We start from the raw sequence: 15,678 nt of genomic DNA, 5'->3' as shown, positions 1-15,678 counted from the left end.
TGATCGCGAATGGCGACCCCGACTGACTCCAGTATGGCGGTGGCTGGTATTCAGTTCGCCTCCGTATACTGGATGAGCAACCCGTATCTGGAAAATACTTGGCCGTGCGGAAGAGGAAATGGGTAATGAGTCGATATCCAAGCGGATAGTTCGGTCAGACCCAGAACCCACTACTTCAATCGACGCCCGAGTCGGCCGGCAGCGAGGATGCTCGGATTGCAATGTGGAGGCGGCGCCTTAACTTCGCTGGAGATGGCCAGTTAAGCCATTGGGAAGGTCGCTGATCAGTCATTAGGCAAGTGCAACTGCACGTCCATGGCGTCATGAAGGAGTCGGACGACCTCTATCACCTCGTCATTTGCCACACGATAAAATACGACGTGGCGTGGATTTTTGACCGTCCCATGAGGGTGTTTAGCTTGCTGGCGTGAATGGACGAGGTGATAGCTGCGAAGGCCTGGTGCAAGCTCATCGCGCTCGTGGCTGCCGATGCGATAAGGCGTGCCAGCAATCGCGTGCAGCGCCGCGAGGATCAGCGCTTGATACCGTTTCCGTGCTTTATCACCGAACTGCGTCTGGGAGAGCCTAAGGAGGTCGACAATGTCGGCGCGCGCCGCATTGGAAATCCGATACTGCGACATACTCAGTGTTTCTCTTTCGTCGGGATCGTTGCCTCCAGGCTCAAGCCCTCAAGGTAATGCGCCAGATCCCCTTCGTTGAGCTCAGTGAAGTGCCCGTGCTCAAGGTCCATGATGCCAATCGAGGTGGCCTGACGCAGGGCCTCAATTTTGGCAGTGTCTTCGGCGACGCGCTGTTCCAATAGCCGCAAACCTTCCCGCATCACTTCGCTGGCATTCTGATAGCGGCCAGACTGAACTAGGTCATGGATAACCTGTTCCTGGTGAGGGGTGAGCACAACGTTTCGCGTCGCCATAATGAGCTCCAGCTTTCGGCAAACAGGGTTCTATCGAGCATTGGCATCTTATGCCATTTTGCTGACGGACATATAGTTTGGGATTTGAATCTGACCAACTCTGTCGTACGGGGTATGAGCGAACGCGGGATCCACATCGGCTTCCGCGACGATGGATTTCATCTTGACTTTGGCATTGATAAAACCGTAGTCAGCCAAGACGAGAGGGTGGTCGCAGCGGCTGACGGCACTCAAGCATTGCTCCTGAATGGCTTCGGCATATCCAGCAAGCTGTTCCGCTTCCCTTGGATCTGCAGCTTCAACTCCACACATTAGTGCCGGCAGCGATCATCGCATCCATGAGGGTGACCCATTTCGTCCAGAAATCTACGTCCATGATGCGCTCCAATGCTCGTCACTTCTTTGCAAGTGTTCGCTGAATCGTCGGCTGAATGTACCGCGCCCGTTCGGTGCGTCCCAGGCGCTTAACGAGTCGCGCTGCCAGTTCCAAGTCGCCTGCGCCGTCCCTACGATGACGATGTGTGAGGGCATTCAAAAAAGATGACTTTTTGAGGGCTGTAAAATCAATAGGTTGTGCATCTTTTTTGACATGACCGCTTCATGGGTTTTTCAGTTTTGTTGACAAAACCTCTGAAGTTTTCGAAATAAATGAACCAGCTTCGGCTGGTTTTTTATCAACCTCCCATGGCAAGAAGAAATCGGCCGGATGCACACGTTCGTGACCATCCCCCAAAAGCCGAAGTTTCAGTCTCAAGGCCACTCCCGGCCCGAAGTCGGTTGCTCATGCCTTCTTCTCCTTGGGGTTCAGCCAATCAAGGACCTCCTGGCATATAGCAGGATCGCCGAGGTCGGCGATCAAGGTATCCTCGGCTTTTTCGCTAGGTCCGGCCTTCACCCATGCGAGCGATGAGTGATTGTCGGGAAGAAGCTGCTCGATAGCTGACCTCGAAGATTCGTCAGGTCCTACCGCGGGCCAAAGCATTAAGAGGAGAAGAACTCGCCGCTTACCGTTCTCCGATATTCCGCGCGCAAGCTCAAGGCGCTCCTGAAGATCCATTCGACATGCTGCGATGAGTGTCAACATGGCTGCGATTGATGGGTCGCGCTTTGCCAAGAGATCTACAGTGATCTGGCCAATTACTGCAGAGTCCAGTATTTGTACCTCCACCAACATCGCGCGGGCTGCCGCGCGCCTGACGTGAATGCGACCGGGCGTAACAGCGAGCTCTAAAAGCCGTTCTTGGAATGTGCCTCCGCCCTGCGCAGCGATGATCCTGAACAAGTTAGCGCGGACCAGCCAGTCGGAAGTCCCAAGTGCGATCTCCTCTAGCTTTTCAAGGATTTCAGCATCAAGTGGCGTAAGAGTGGCGATCGCATCGACTGCCGAGCGCGCGATGGGGAATTCGTCTTCTTCGCCATAGGAGCGTGATGATGAAGACCATTGATCGTGCGCTAGGTGCAGCAGCACTGGAAGATGGTTCAGGTGAGGCTTGGCCCCTAACAGGCGGACCAAGGCCTTCCTCACCGGGCTGCCCTGGGCATGTGCCAAAGCGAGTAATTCGGCCGGTAGGGGCACCGTGATGATGGCTCCAACTTCAAGAAGCGCCTTTGCCACGACATGGGAATATCTATGGTCGAGTGCCCCGGCGGTAATATCCTTCATTCCCAGCGTAATGGCGGCGTCAATTGCTTCGACGCATGATTCGTGATCGTCGCTGTGGGCGAGGGTCCACTCTATGTCCGCGCGTGCAGAGCCTGGAAGATCAAGGTGTCGACGAATGCGCAACGCACGCACGCTCTGGCTTGATCGGACCGGCCTGGCCAGAAGGGCGATAGCGGCCGAAGATAAAGGTAGCGCTTCTTCTTTCACGCTTTTCTGGGCTGCTCTGCAAAGCTCGCGAAGCTCAGGATCGAGGTGGTTCAGAGCAATTGTAGCGGCTGCTTCATGCTTGTCGCCGTCGCCCTTGTGCCGGTCGTGAAGATGTGCAAGGTCGATCATGAGTTCGACAACTCGTTCATCCTTTCCAAGCTGACGAAGATCATCGGCAATCGGCGGCAGTATGTCTGGTGTTTTTTCAATGACGCACGCCAGTGCTGCATGCCGTACTGCGGCTAGTGAAGACCCCTCACGGACGCGGGAAAGAAGCTGCTCCCGATACTGCTCGTCCCAATGCTTCACCATGATTAACCATAGGGCATCCTCTTCGTCGCTACCGAATGCGGCGGCGAATGCACCAGCGACTTCGTCGTTAGACGGCGGCTCCGTATCTGCTCCTCTCATGAGAGAGTGCATCCAATAGGGTAGGAGCTGCTCGGCGTGTCGGTGCTGTGCGAGATTGCGCCACCCGTTCACTTCACGCACACGATCGGCATAGGCTTGTAGAAACTGCGCCGCCGTATAACCATCATCATTTTCGGAGAGATGTTCGGCATAATCGCTGTTGTAGACGCCATTGATGATGGCAAGGTGGGTCGCGCGCGACTCCGCCTGCTCGTCGGGTGTTGGTGTGAGTACTTCGATCGCTGCGTCTACGATAGGCTCGAAACCGTCAAGGTCGCGCAAGGCGCCGGCAGCGATAACATCGCAGGAGTGGGTGACCCCATAGCGGACGATGGCCGCAGCTGTTTCGAGATAGGCTGACGTGAGATCGGGCGCCAAGCGATTGAGGTCGTCGACAAAAGACAAACTGTAGTGATCGTGACCATTTGGCAACATCTCCCTGATGTAGCGCCCGGCGATCACCGCAATCGTTCGATCCGCGTGCAGGCGGTCATACCAGGCATCGGGATGTTCAGGACGCTCCCAGAAAAGCATGCCAGCAAAGCTCTGATCTGGTCGGTGTAGAAGGTAGCGAGCAAACTCGGCAGCATTGGACGCAGGTGACCCCGCCGCAGCTGCAAGCTTTGCATACTCGCTCAATTTGAAAGAAGGGTCGAGGAGGCGATCAGATAGCCAGGCGTCGATCTTAGCTGCCGCTTTAGGGCGCGGAAAGAGCCTCAGCTCTGGGATACGCTGTGCAGCAGCGACGATGCGCGCGGCGACCCCTGCTCCCCAATCTTCCCCAGGTCCATCTGGATCGGTCAGTACGTCGAGGAGCGTCCGCAATGCGAGGGCTACGGGAATCGAATGGCGCTTGAGTGCCGCTTCTACACCGGCTTCGACACGGGGATGATAATAACTCACGTCCCCTGCGCCTGAACGCAGGTTGCGTGCGGCGACGAAAAAATCCACCAAAGGCATAATGCCTTTTTCGAAGGCCGGCAGCGATTCGGCAAGATTAAGCTCCAAATTGCGAAGCATCTGGAGTGACAGATGATCGCTTGCCTTCAGGAACCCCCAGATAACGGCTGCGGCTCGAACATCATCCCGCTCTTCAATTTGCTGAGCGACTGTGAATTCAATCGACTGCTCATGAGCTTTGGCGATCGCGTCGCCTATGAACGCATGCTCACCATATTTCTGTGGACGCCCCATGGTGCGCAGCGCATCGAAAAATTTTTCGATTTCAAGCGGGGTTGCCAAATTATCGAGTACCTGCGGCTCTGCCCCGACCGCCAGTAGGCGTACGTCCCTTGGCAGAGTATTGATTCTTGTGCGATAGAGCCGCTGTCGCTCAGGCTTGCCGTAATGTTCTGCCTCGAGCCGAATCACCCACGGATCAACCGACTTAAGCGCGCCTGACGACATGGCCACGTCCCGCCGGCTCGTCGCTATGATCATTCTATCGGCACGTGCTCGCCCAAGCCATTGGGCAAGTTCGTCGTTCCAAGGCCGGTTTGCAGGATCGAAATCGTAGCGGCCCCACGGATCCTCGATGTCATAGAGAACAGGCGGCGACGTCACGTCATCGCGCAGCTGTTGCGGGCTGCGGATTGGAACGCGGGTCAACTCAGGGTTCTCGCGGTGAAGCTCTTCGTAGAGTTTGCTTGTCGCGAGCGTTTTTCCAGTCCCGGATTGACCAATGATGATAGCGGCGTATTTAGGGCTTCCCATCGCGTCGCGCAGATCTTGCCAGTTTCGGGGGTGGACATAGTTGTCGAGTTGCGGCGAACTCGCGAGGTAGCCGTCGTGGCTGCGGATCACCTGCGCGAGATCTTCCCGGCGCCAGCGTCCTTCGCCCGCGCGCCGAACGCGCAGCCGTGCCTCTTCGCGGAGCGCGCGGAGGCACTCGATCCAGCGTGAGTTCGGGACCCCAAACCGTTCGATCAGGAGTCGTTTAATTTCTTGGATTAAGTGTTCTACGCCCAAATTGCCAATGACGGCGACGCGCCCCGCGGCTCCTGCCGGTAACTCCTTGACCATCGAGGCAGGCATTCCGCTGCTATTAGGCCAACTCCCAGGACGCTTGATTGCTAGCCCTCTCGTTTTTCCGTTTAAAGCCGCGCTTGTTACTAAAAGGTATCGGATAGTAGGGGAGGCCAACCGCCGCGCTGCCGATAATCGGGTTGCACTTCCATGTTTCAGGACACGACTGATGCCCTTGACGGTCCAGGCGTCGCCGCTGCGGAGTTTTGCCTGCACGACGAGGGTGTAGCCATCCAGACCAACTTTTGTTGCTACGCGCCCGGGCTCGTCGTCTGCCAGTTGCGCTTCGAGATCCTCCTCGCTACTGGGCTCAAGTTCGACCATCTGAGTCAGGCCAGTACCAAGCATTAGATCGAGGGCCAACCAGATGGAGATGTCGACTTGATAGTCATAGCCAGCGAGAGAATGGGCGCCTGAACCTGCTTCCTCCCCAGCGTCACGGTCTGCTGAGAACATCGGCTCCTCATCCTCTTCCATATCATTTCACTCCGAATTGAGCGCCTGCGTTTCTACAACGATAGGCATATCCTACTTGAATTCCTATAAGCCCCTGTACAGGGCAAAAAAGGAACGCATTCCGTGCATTTGCAGAGAACGAGGCACCTCCCAAGTCCTAAAGGCTGAAGTGAAAATGCCTAACAAAGGAAACCTCTTGTAAACCTATTTTTTTCACTGTTAACCAAACTGGTTAACAGTGAAAAAATTAGGTTTACAGTCTCAGCAGTGCACCGAGTTGACTTGCTTGGTTGGGAGTTGCCGAGACGCCCATTGCATTGCAGTCGATTCGGTCATCGCGGTTCATGACTATAAGCTGAAATAAAAACGTGAACGAAACAATGGCCAGCTTTTGCTTCGGCCTAGCGGCAATGCTGAAGGTCAAAGCCTGAGCTGACCATGGTAGGGAGCGCTATGAATTGCACCTGTGAGAGGAGTGCTTCTTCTATACGTTGGCTAACCTCAAACAGGAGCGCCGGATCTATCATCTTCTCTCGACGGCGGAGTCGATGGGACGACTCGAAGCTGCGCCCAAACTATGCAGGCAGTTGGCTTTGCTCCGATCCGTTCCCGACGTACAATCAGTTTGACATTTCGTGGCTGCAGAGGCATATAAGATGACGTTGAGTGGTCTGGCTGGGCCTTTTACCTGACTGCGTCGCGGAGGGTATGAACATTGGATTTGTTCGAGGACGACCTCCCGTCGAAGGCACTGAACGCCACCTTAAGCCCGCTGGCCTCACCACTCGAAGCTCCATCCGACCTACCTGCGGAAGTTCGACTTGTCGCAGCTGTCTCGCGGCTCCTTGATTTCCACCAGACCCGAAGCTCTGGTAGCACTGTTTCAGTCCCCGAAGTGCCAGAGACTGCCGCGTACAACCTTCATCTTGCTATCTCTCTGATCACCGCGCTTGGGCAGTGGGAATTGGAGCAAGGCCAAGCTCTGGTTTCGCTCAAACAGCTAAAGCAGCTTGCGAGCGAGGATGTGCAGCTTGTAGGTGATGCAGTGCTGGAACACTGCGTCCTGTCGCTCTCGAGCCCGCGGGAGATCCGTTTCGGCGTGAAAACTACAGAGGGCATTGGAGTCGCAAGTACGAGCGATACTACTCCACTCCTCTTTTTCGACAGCAGCCTGCGGCAAGTAGGCCTGACCGATAACGCTCGGATGTTCATTCGCGTCGCTGAGCTGAAGGATAGCTGGCTCTATAGCGACCTAGATGCCCAGCGTTTGCTGGCGGCTCTCGAAAGGCGCCAGTTTGGTGACATCCCTCGTTTCTGCCGGGAGATGCTCAGGGACCTTGCAGCCAAGGCCCGGCAAATCGCTGATGTGTCTGAACGACCAGCGTACACTGATCTGCGAGATGGATTGATCCGAGAGGGTGCCACTATCAGCACTGCTCTTCGAGAAGCCACGGGCCTTGTGGATAAGGCAATGCAGCATTTGTTTTCACCAATTGTGATAGACGCTTTTGAATTGTGGAAGGCCTCTAACGGTATCTCTTACGAGCTGAGTAACCTCCAGGCTGAGATGGAAAGGGTTCTCCAGGCAACGGAGAGTCTTTCAAGACGGTTCGTGCGTTTTCTGACAGATGCGCAGAAGGCCCAAACCGTCCGTAGCCCATCAATTGGTTTCCTGGAGCTCGTCAACTCCCTGCATTCGCGAGCAGATGGATTCCTCGAGCTGCTTGAGTCAGCAACTGCTGATTTTGTCCCTTGGGCCCCAGATATCGCCTTCTTCAGCCCTGACCTTATTTCTGGCGAGGTCAGTCTGTCAAAGCTCTATGTCCAGAGTCTTCCCGCACCGCCCAAGTCCTCGTTCCGCCAGACCGACCAGGTGGATGACCATGTTGAGCAAGTGCATGAGTTTTTACTGCGCAACGCCGAGTTGATAGTCGGTTCATTGAAGGCCGGGCCCAAACCACTCGAGGAACTGCTGCAGCTTGAAGGGCTGGTTTACGAGGAAGCGGAAGGGCTTGCTGACTTCACGGGTGTCTACTCCTACCCCGAAGTCTTCGAGGTAGGCGAGCAAAATATTCGCGTCATGCATCACGACGAGCTGATTGAAGTCTCTTCGGACTGCTCCATTCTGGTCACCAGCAATCCAATTCTGTCTCTAGAGGTAGCTGATGTCCCCAGCTGAGCAAGGCTTTGTGTTCTCAATGCTGCTCAAGCATCGGGAGCTCTCCACACGCCCTATAGGGCGATCGGCATATCCGGATGAGATACGTGCTGCCCGAATTTTGTTCGATTGCAGGCAGTCCGTGCTCAATGACTTCGATGAGTTTCTCTCCGGACAAGGCCTGGGCTTACGTGTGCTGGAGGGTATTGCAGATCTGGGGGTCCCTGACCAGAACGGGCGTCCCATCGTCTACTACATCCTCTGTCGCCGATTTGGTGAAGAGTCGCCGTCCTACGTTGACGCCAAGGCGTTCTTTTCAGACTTCCGGGATCGTCGTAGAGAGCGGAATGCTGATGAAGAGATAGTGGAATTGAACAAAAACTCGTCTGTGTTCTGGATTGCACGACTTTGGTTGACCCTTCAGTACTTCTTCTACGACCGCATCGATCGGCAGGTTGGCAACCTCTACGACTGGCGCAATGCTCTGGTGAAAGAGACTGACTTCATTACACAGCTCAAGACCGATATCGAGACAATGGGGAACACAGGTCGCCCAGAAGGCGAAGCAGGCTTGCTCTGGGATGATTACTGGCAGAAGCGAGCGAGCATTCCGCAGATCGCCCGCCGGTTCTTCAAGCTAATGAAACAATACCGAATGATCGAGCAAACCGATCAGGATGGCATTTGGCGGCAGTCACTGGTGGCTGCTGTCGACATGTCCGGTATTGCTGACCGGTCTTTGCGTTATCTGATGCCGGCGGTGGATCAAGCGCTTCTAACTCGAGCCCAATCGCTGATCAACGGTTATGAGGAGCTTTTCGTAGGAGAAGAAGATGCCCCTGATTCACGCGATTGAGGTCTCAAACTTCCTGAACCACCGGCGCAAAATTCCCTGGACGCCTGATTGGCGCTGTAATCGGCTCTTGCTGGGTGGCTACCATGGTGCGCTCAACATCCCCAACGGTCGTGGCAAGAGCACGATGGTGTTGATGATTCTGGCGATGCTTGCCGGAAAGACGAAAAAGCTCAATGAGCTTATGCGAAAGCACGCTGCACCAGAATCCACCGGCTCGTTCACGCACCTGCGTATTGAGATCACACATCGCAATCCAGACCAAGAGGATCTGCTACAGGAGCTCACAGGCCCCAGCGACGGCGAAAGAATGGTTTTTGGCCTTTACGGCAATGTCAGGGATGGCAGTACCTTCGATTTCTATGCGTACCGGGGAACGTTTGATAACTGCCCCTTAGGTACACAAACAGGTCCGATCATCGACCTAGCTACTCGTGAAGAATTTCTAGAATGCCTGAGGAAGCGCCCGGGCCTATATCCATCCAACCAGAAAGAGCGGCAAGTCGAGGAGTGGTGTCGTTTCATTGCTGAGCATTTTGACTCCGCATCGATTCTGCAGCAGTACGCCTACCAGGCGGCGAATGCTGCGGAAGGCTCAAGCACCTACTTCGACGTTGCGTCGAAGGCGGGTAACTACAGTGCTCAGTTGTTCTACAAGCATCTGGCTCCTGAGCTTCTTGCAGATGTAATGGGCAGCTACGGCGAGGAGGATGAGCGTGGAATCGAAGACACTATCCATGAAAGGGCCAGCAGCGTGGTTCGGGCGCGCAAGCGAACCAAAGAGACCGCGCGCGAGCTGGGGGAGGTCGAGCGAGTCCTTGAGCGCCTGAGGGATCTCGACGAAGAGGTGCAGCAAATTGATGCTGCGCAAGCGGATTTGCACGCCACACGGCAGCCATTGATTGAAGAGCTTTGCGTTCTTGAAGATGCCGTGCTTAAGAATCCTATCCCAGGCTCTCCGCATCCGCCTTCGGCAGAAGATCCTAATCTGTTCCACTACATGATTCTGCAGCGCGAGGAGTGGTGGATCACCGACCAAGGGCTCGCATTCTTGTTGAATGAGCCGGTAAGAGCTCTCAATCAGCGAGTGGTACGGGCCTTGAAAGCACGCCCGGATACGACTGCACAGAAAACGCAAGCTATTGATTTATCTTGTGACCTTGCTCGTTTTGTCCCCGCCCGTGGCGGCCATCCAGCAAAGCTTTATAACCTGCCTGATGCGATCACGCTTTGCCTCGACGCGATGAGCGATGAAGCCGAATCTGATCGTGACGTAATGGTCGCGCAGTTGAAGGCAGCTTTTGCTTGGGCAAGGGATCACGCGGATACCAACCCAGCACGTCGTGAAATCCGAAACAGCAATTTACAGCTAGCGGCTTTCGCTGCGCAGAACCGTATCCTGGGGGAGGAAGCCGAGTCGCTCCAAGGGCGGTGTACTGAGTTGAGGAGTGAGGAAGAGTCGCTCAGAAGCGGAGGTATGGCGTGGGAGACGCTCCAGAAAAGCGGCTGCTTTAGCGAGCAGGAACTAGCCGACCCCGCACGAACGGCTGCAGCGGTAGTTGAGGAGTCATCATGCGCAAACCTAGCCTTCGATCAACATAACCAAGTTACGTCAGAGCACCAATCAATCTTCTTGCAATGGCAAGCGTTCCAGGCCGCGAACGGTGAAGATACAGCACCCGGTACGTTGGCAGCCGACTTGGAGCGAGAGGAAGTCGAGGCCAGGCAGCAAGTAGAGGAGGCAGATGGTAAGCATGCGGCCCAAGCAAACCTTGTAGCCGGGCTGATCCAACAACACAAGCAAGCCAAATCCGATGTCGAGCGGCTTCGAGAGAGTCACTCGACGGTCACCCACCACCTCCCCGGTACTCGGCTTTTCCATGAGATTTTCGCCGGTGAGTCCGCGAAGGGATTGGAGCAGCAAGTCCACAGTGAACATCATGAGGCCAAGTCGCAGTGGGACCAGTGTTCTGATGAGTTGAGGTCACTCGCCGGACCTATCAACGCGCTGGAAACGTTCAGCCGAACGTATCCAAACAGTGATCCTGCTCAATGGCTTCACGCTCGAGCGGTGGAGAGAAAGCAACTAAGCGAGCGGGAAACCAACGCTCGTCTTGCATTAGAACGTGGTCTGGAATTGTTGGCCCGCGCGGAAGAACATTGGCAGGTCGCAACATCGTTTGAGTTGCGCTTCGAGGGGGCTACGACCGAAGGGTTGGAAGCTCAGGTACAACGCGAACTGGAGGGAGCGCAAGCGTCACTGCGCCAGCATGAACAAGCCTTGGCAGCTCTTCAGCCTCACTTGGTGGCGATCGAGCAATTTCAACAACGCTTCCCTAATGTGCAGCCTCGGGAGTGGCTGACGTACCGATCTCAACAGTCAGTTCATGCTGGAGAGGTGATTTCCGCAAGCAGGCCGCGTTTGGACTCTATGCTCGTTCAGCAGCATACCGTCGCGGAGCATCGCGATGGGGCTGAGGCCTATGACACCTATTTCCTGAATGAAGATCCGTACGGGCTGACTGGCAAAGTTTTAGCGGAGCTCGAATCCGCGAAGCTTCGGCGGGGAGATGCCCTGCTTTCTTTGATACATATCCAGGCAGATCTTGATGCTGTGGAGGTTTTTAGATCTGAGGTGGTTGGCCTGGAGCCGGGGCTATGGCTTGAGCAATGGCGCGAATCTCGCTTCGCCGCAGAGCAAGCGTTAGCTGAGACGCGCGAGGAGTATGAACGCGTTGGTGAGCGGCGAGGCATCCTCGACAAGGATCCGGTGGTACCGAGCTCGATCGCTCGTGCTGCGATGGAGGTCGCGGGAGTACCTGGTCAGCCGCTTTACGCCTTTATCGATTCGCTTGAGCTTGGTGAAGCACGCAAGGAAGCGGTTCTATCACTGTTCTCTGCTTTGATTTTTGCCCCGGTGCTTCCCAGCGTCGAAGCGGCTGCCGCCGTCGCAACGCGTTTGGCTCAGGCAGATATCGACGTCCCCGTTCTTGTGTCTGGTCCGCTCGCTGAGTTTTGCCGAAGCGGCTCGATTTCCTATTACGACGGAGTGGCTGACACTTGGCTCGTCGGTGTCAAAACTTGGCCGGTGGCCTGTTTGCTGGATCCTGGTCTGCTGCAGCAAGAGCGTACTCGACTTGATGAGTTGCTCAGTGAGTTGGTGGCCCAAATTGGCGAGCGTCAGGCGAGCTTCGATCGATTCGTTACTGAGGAGCCGTTCGCTCACATTGCAGAGCAGGCGCTAGAGGCGATTGAGCGCCGAGTTCCAGAGCGTGGGGCTGAGCTTAAAGCCTTCATTCAAGGGTTGGACGAGGATCTTCCCAGGCTCGAACGGCGCGCCTCGGCTGAAGCTCAACGGGCTATTGAATTCCGTCTGATCACGACTGAGGCGCTCGGCCTAGGGCCCAATGCTGGCTGGGATTCTATTTTGCATTCTTTGGCTGAGTTGGATCGTCTTATTAAGGGGCTTCGAGCTGGAGTCGATGAGGCGCAGGCCGTGCTTGTCGAGCTTGAGCGGGACGCTGATCAGGAGCCCAATGCTGCAATCGCTGCGAAGGCCATTGCCGATGGCAGTCCATCTTGGGCCGAACAGCTGCGTGGATTCGTTTCGCGGCTTTGCTCTGAATTGCCTGGCCTAGAGGACAGAGCGTCTAAAGAAGCGCTGCTTTCCATTCGCGCCATGGCAAACCTTCAAGGCTTGTTCCGACTTCCTTTCGATGCCACCTGGCAAGTCGTTCTGGATGCGTACACTCGGATCGAAGAGGATCTGGCTGTCCAGGACGCGACGCTGCAAGACGTTCTCCAATCCATAGAGCGATGGGATCAGGCTTTGTCGATTGAGCCCGTAGCGCGTGAAGCAGCGGCGGCTATCGAAAAAAGGATTCCAGAGCGGCATACGGTGTTGCTCTCGCTCACCCAGGAGCTTGACCAAATCATGCCCCGGCTAGTGACAAGAGCATCGTTTGACGCCGTTATCTCCATTCGTGCGATGTGCGCCGTTGAGCAGGAATTGCAGGGCAGATCGCTTGATGAACTGAGCTTGGAGATCAAGGAGGCCGGTACCAAGCTCGATGGTTTTACCGTTGGCCTTTCCGGCCACGAGACAGCGCTCGAGACGCTGGTGCAATTTAGGGAAAGAAGCCAGGAACGGCTCGTTCAGGCCCTTGAGCGATCTCGTCAGATTGATGGGTTGAGGCGTCTACAAAGCTTTGCAGACCACCCTGAACATGGCCCGGACTTCATGGAAAAGGCTGACGAAGTAAAGGGCCTGCTCGAGAGTGCCCGTGAGTATGCTCAGCGTAGAGCCGCATTTAATTTCGAGGGGGCGGCGCAGTTCGTGGAAAGTGGTGGGAACGTCCGACTGACAGCTATCCAGATAGAGTTTGGATTGGCAGAAACGCGCCTTCATGCGATTGCTGGTCTTCTGAAAGAGAATCAAACGAAGGATGAACAACTGCGCTCTGAACAGGAGACGCTTAGAAGAGCGGAGCGACTCATCGACGAGTCGATCATACGAGTGCGGCGTGGCTACTTGGAGCGCAAGAAAGTAATACCTGAGCCGATCTCAATCAGCCTTGAGCAGTTGCGTAACCATGAGCTCTATCGCGCGCTCCACCCCATGGGTGATTGCTCTCATTTGGATCTTGGCCGAAGCATGGATCAGGCCTGTGAGACGCTCTCGTCCGGAGACGCTGAGCTGTTGCGGCAACGCTACAGCGAAGCTGGAAAAGCCCTTCAGCTTCACACGGACAGTTTCATCAGGCTTACCGACAAAGTACTGGGCGACACTTTTATCAAGTTGCCCGAGGTGGCCCGTACCCAGCTAAGACAGGCTCGCGAAAATCCTTCGCTGGTCACCGTGATGCTGCAGGCAAGCCAGGTGTCGTTCGAGGAGAACATGAAGGTTAACAGGATTGCTGATGAGCACCTTGCAGAGGAACGTGCCGGACTCAGTAGCTGGCTTAAAAACTTCACGCTAAGACTACCTGACAACCTCAAGATACTGCGCAGCATTTTCGCGCCTAAAATCGATCAGTCGACCAAGGTTATTACTCGGGCTGGGTTTATGGTCGAAGCCAAAGTAATCGACTCAGACGGCATCCAGGCACTGATCGAGTCGATCATCCAGGACGTTGAGAATTACGAGGATAATGAACTGGCCAAAGAGTCTTCTATACGCGATCACCTGAGACAAAGCCTGCGCGACGACATCCGCAGAAACTTCTATCAGAAAGTGATCGTGAATCCCCGCATCTACCTCGTTCTACCTGCTATGAGCGAGACCCACCTTGAGATGGAGCGCGATATGGCGAGCTCAGGCCAGGGAATCGCGATTACCTTCCTCTGGATCCTGCGGCTGTCAGAGTTCATCACTGAACGGGAGATCCGTCGGCAAACTATTGGGCGCGCGCAGCGTCAGCGGCTGCGAGATCGATCCACGAGCTTCACTATCCTGGATGGCGCCTTCTCCCACCTGTCCTCTAAAAGCCTGATTGACGAAACCTTGAAGGGAATTGAAGAGGCGATTGGGCGATTCCAGTTGATTGTTACCGTCCATGATCCCGCATACAAGAACGATTTCAATCGATTCCCTGCTCTTGTGGTGGCCAGAGAGATGCAGGGGCATTACATGCACGCATGGTCTCACCTGAATGAGGTCGGTGAGAGAGATGCCTTAGGCCAAGATAGTCTCGCCACCTTTCAAGCCATACAGGTGCCTCGTCCAACAAAAGCGGCGAAGGATAGCCAGTGAGCATTGATGACCGGATACCAGAGCTGCAGACAGCGATTTGGAAGCGCCTAGGGAAGGGGACGTACTTAAGACCAACCGGCCTGTTGGAGAAGCTGGCGAAGGACTTGGGCATTCATCATAGCGATGTCCGGCGTGGATTCATCAGGCTCAAAGAGCAGGGCTGGCTGGGTAACGTGGCCGCAAATGGGGAGCCTCTGGGCCAAGTCAAGGTCTTGGCTGCCAGGCCGTCTGTTGCCGAGCCAGAGTCATTGCTGGCTTGGCGTTCGGCATTGCAGTGCAGTGCGCTGGACGCAGAGTCGCAAGTACTGCTTGAGTCCCTGCACCTGGCAACAGATGGATTGTCTCCTGAGATGCTTGATCGACTTGCAGCTGGCCTCGGCCGCCTACGAGAGGAGCTCAGTCAGCCTACAGATGAATCGTCGTTCGTTGTCAGTACCAAGTATCTGCTGGGTTCGTCGAAAGTCATCGGCAAGCTACCGGCTGCTCCAATGCGCCAGTTCTGTCCCGCGCTATTCGCTCAACCTGATCGCATCCCCTATGTAGTGACTGCTGGGCCGGCATTGCCAGAGAGAGTTGTGCTCATTGAAAACCCTTGGGCGTTTGAACGTGCCGTCGAAGCTGGGTTAGCAGAGCGGTGTGGATTGATAGCGACATTCGGTTATGGGCTTTCCAGAAGCGGAGAGGCGTATGGAAAACAGCTCCTAGGCCTTTTGGGCGGCAGTTGGGCTGCCCTGATCCAGTTGCGGAGGAACCCCGAGGTAGCTGAGCTCAGTCGCTTGCTCATGCATCCGGTAATCGAGTTTTGGGGGGACTTCGACCTGGAGGCCTTCCGGATCTATCGAAGCTTACTCAAGCACCTTCCTCAACTGGTGCTCAGCCCTCTCTACACAACGCTGCAAGCTCACCTGCTGAAGGGGGAAGGGCACGAGTACCACTTGATTACCGGCAAGGAAGGCCAAGCTCCGCTGGGAATGGATGAGTTTGCCGATATGCCGGAGCTGAGAAAGTTCGCTGAGTTGTGTGCGGTGCGCGGCCTTGATCAGGAGTATCTATCGCTGCCAGAGATCGCAGTCCTGGGCACTGATGGAAATCTGCGACTCAAGTAAAGGCGCGAACAGTTAACTCACTGATATCTATCGTGATCTTGCTGCTTTAGGAAGGCTGTTTGGGGGTAAATTCTGAGGGAGAAAGTTAGCTCCCTCACTCCCAACAGCTAATA

The 15,678-nt window shown here is 55.4% G+C and carries 8 protein-coding genes; 4 read left to right on the top strand and 4 right to left on the bottom strand.

All coding sequences use genetic code 11. The features are described from left to right. Positions 1-284: 284 nt before the first annotated feature. From F6S08_RS27290 to F6S08_RS27275, 4 genes are all read right to left on the bottom strand, one after another. A complete protein-coding gene (locus tag F6S08_RS27290; protein WP_315872591.1) occupies positions 285-641 on the bottom strand; it encodes a type II toxin-antitoxin system RelE/ParE family toxin in 357 nt (118 codons plus the stop codon). Positions 642-643: 2 nt separating this feature from the next. Further along, complete coding sequence (locus F6S08_RS27285) at positions 644-934, bottom strand: type II toxin-antitoxin system ParD family antitoxin (RefSeq protein WP_315872590.1); 291 nt, start codon at positions 932-934, stop codon at positions 644-646. Positions 935-982: 48 nt separating this feature from the next. Next, complete coding sequence (locus F6S08_RS27280) at positions 983-1,168, bottom strand: hypothetical protein (protein ID WP_315872589.1); 186 nt, start codon at positions 1,166-1,168, stop codon at positions 983-985. Positions 1,169-1,715: 547 nt separating this feature from the next. Continuing rightward, positions 1,716-5,717: a hypothetical protein gene (locus F6S08_RS27275; protein WP_315872588.1), complete on the bottom strand. Its 4,002-nt coding sequence runs from the start codon at positions 5,715-5,717 to the stop codon at positions 1,716-1,718. 694 nt (positions 5,718-6,411) lie between these two features. Here F6S08_RS27275 and F6S08_RS27270 point away from each other — a divergent pair. The 4 genes from F6S08_RS27270 to F6S08_RS27255 are packed head-to-tail and all read left to right on the top strand — an operon-like array spanning position 6,412 to position 15,565. Continuing rightward, positions 6,412-7,875, top strand: a complete 1,464-nt coding sequence (locus F6S08_RS27270) for a hypothetical protein (protein WP_315872587.1) — start codon at positions 6,412-6,414, stop codon at positions 7,873-7,875. Further along, entirely contained in the window at positions 7,862-8,710 is an 849-nt protein-coding gene (locus F6S08_RS27265) for a hypothetical protein (RefSeq protein ID WP_315872586.1), read from the top strand. The genes F6S08_RS27270 and F6S08_RS27265 overlap by 14 nt, the downstream gene beginning before the upstream one ends. Next, positions 8,688-14,459: a hypothetical protein gene (locus F6S08_RS27260; protein ID WP_315872585.1), complete on the top strand. Its 5,772-nt coding sequence runs from the start codon at positions 8,688-8,690 to the stop codon at positions 14,457-14,459. Before F6S08_RS27265 ends, F6S08_RS27260 begins: the two co-directional genes overlap by 23 nt. After that, positions 14,456-15,565, top strand: a complete 1,110-nt coding sequence (locus tag F6S08_RS27255; protein WP_315872584.1) for a hypothetical protein — start codon at positions 14,456-14,458, stop codon at positions 15,563-15,565. Before F6S08_RS27260 ends, F6S08_RS27255 begins: the two co-directional genes overlap by 4 nt. Positions 15,566-15,678: the final 113 nt, after the last annotated feature.

The sequence above is a fragment of the Pseudomonas sp. JV449 genome, assembly GCF_032424295.1.
GTDB classification, from domain to species: Bacteria; Pseudomonadota; Gammaproteobacteria; order Pseudomonadales; family Pseudomonadaceae; genus Aquipseudomonas; species Aquipseudomonas marginalis.
The sequence above is the reverse complement of the archived record's forward strand: the minus strand, read 5'-3'. Positions and strand labels throughout refer to the sequence as shown.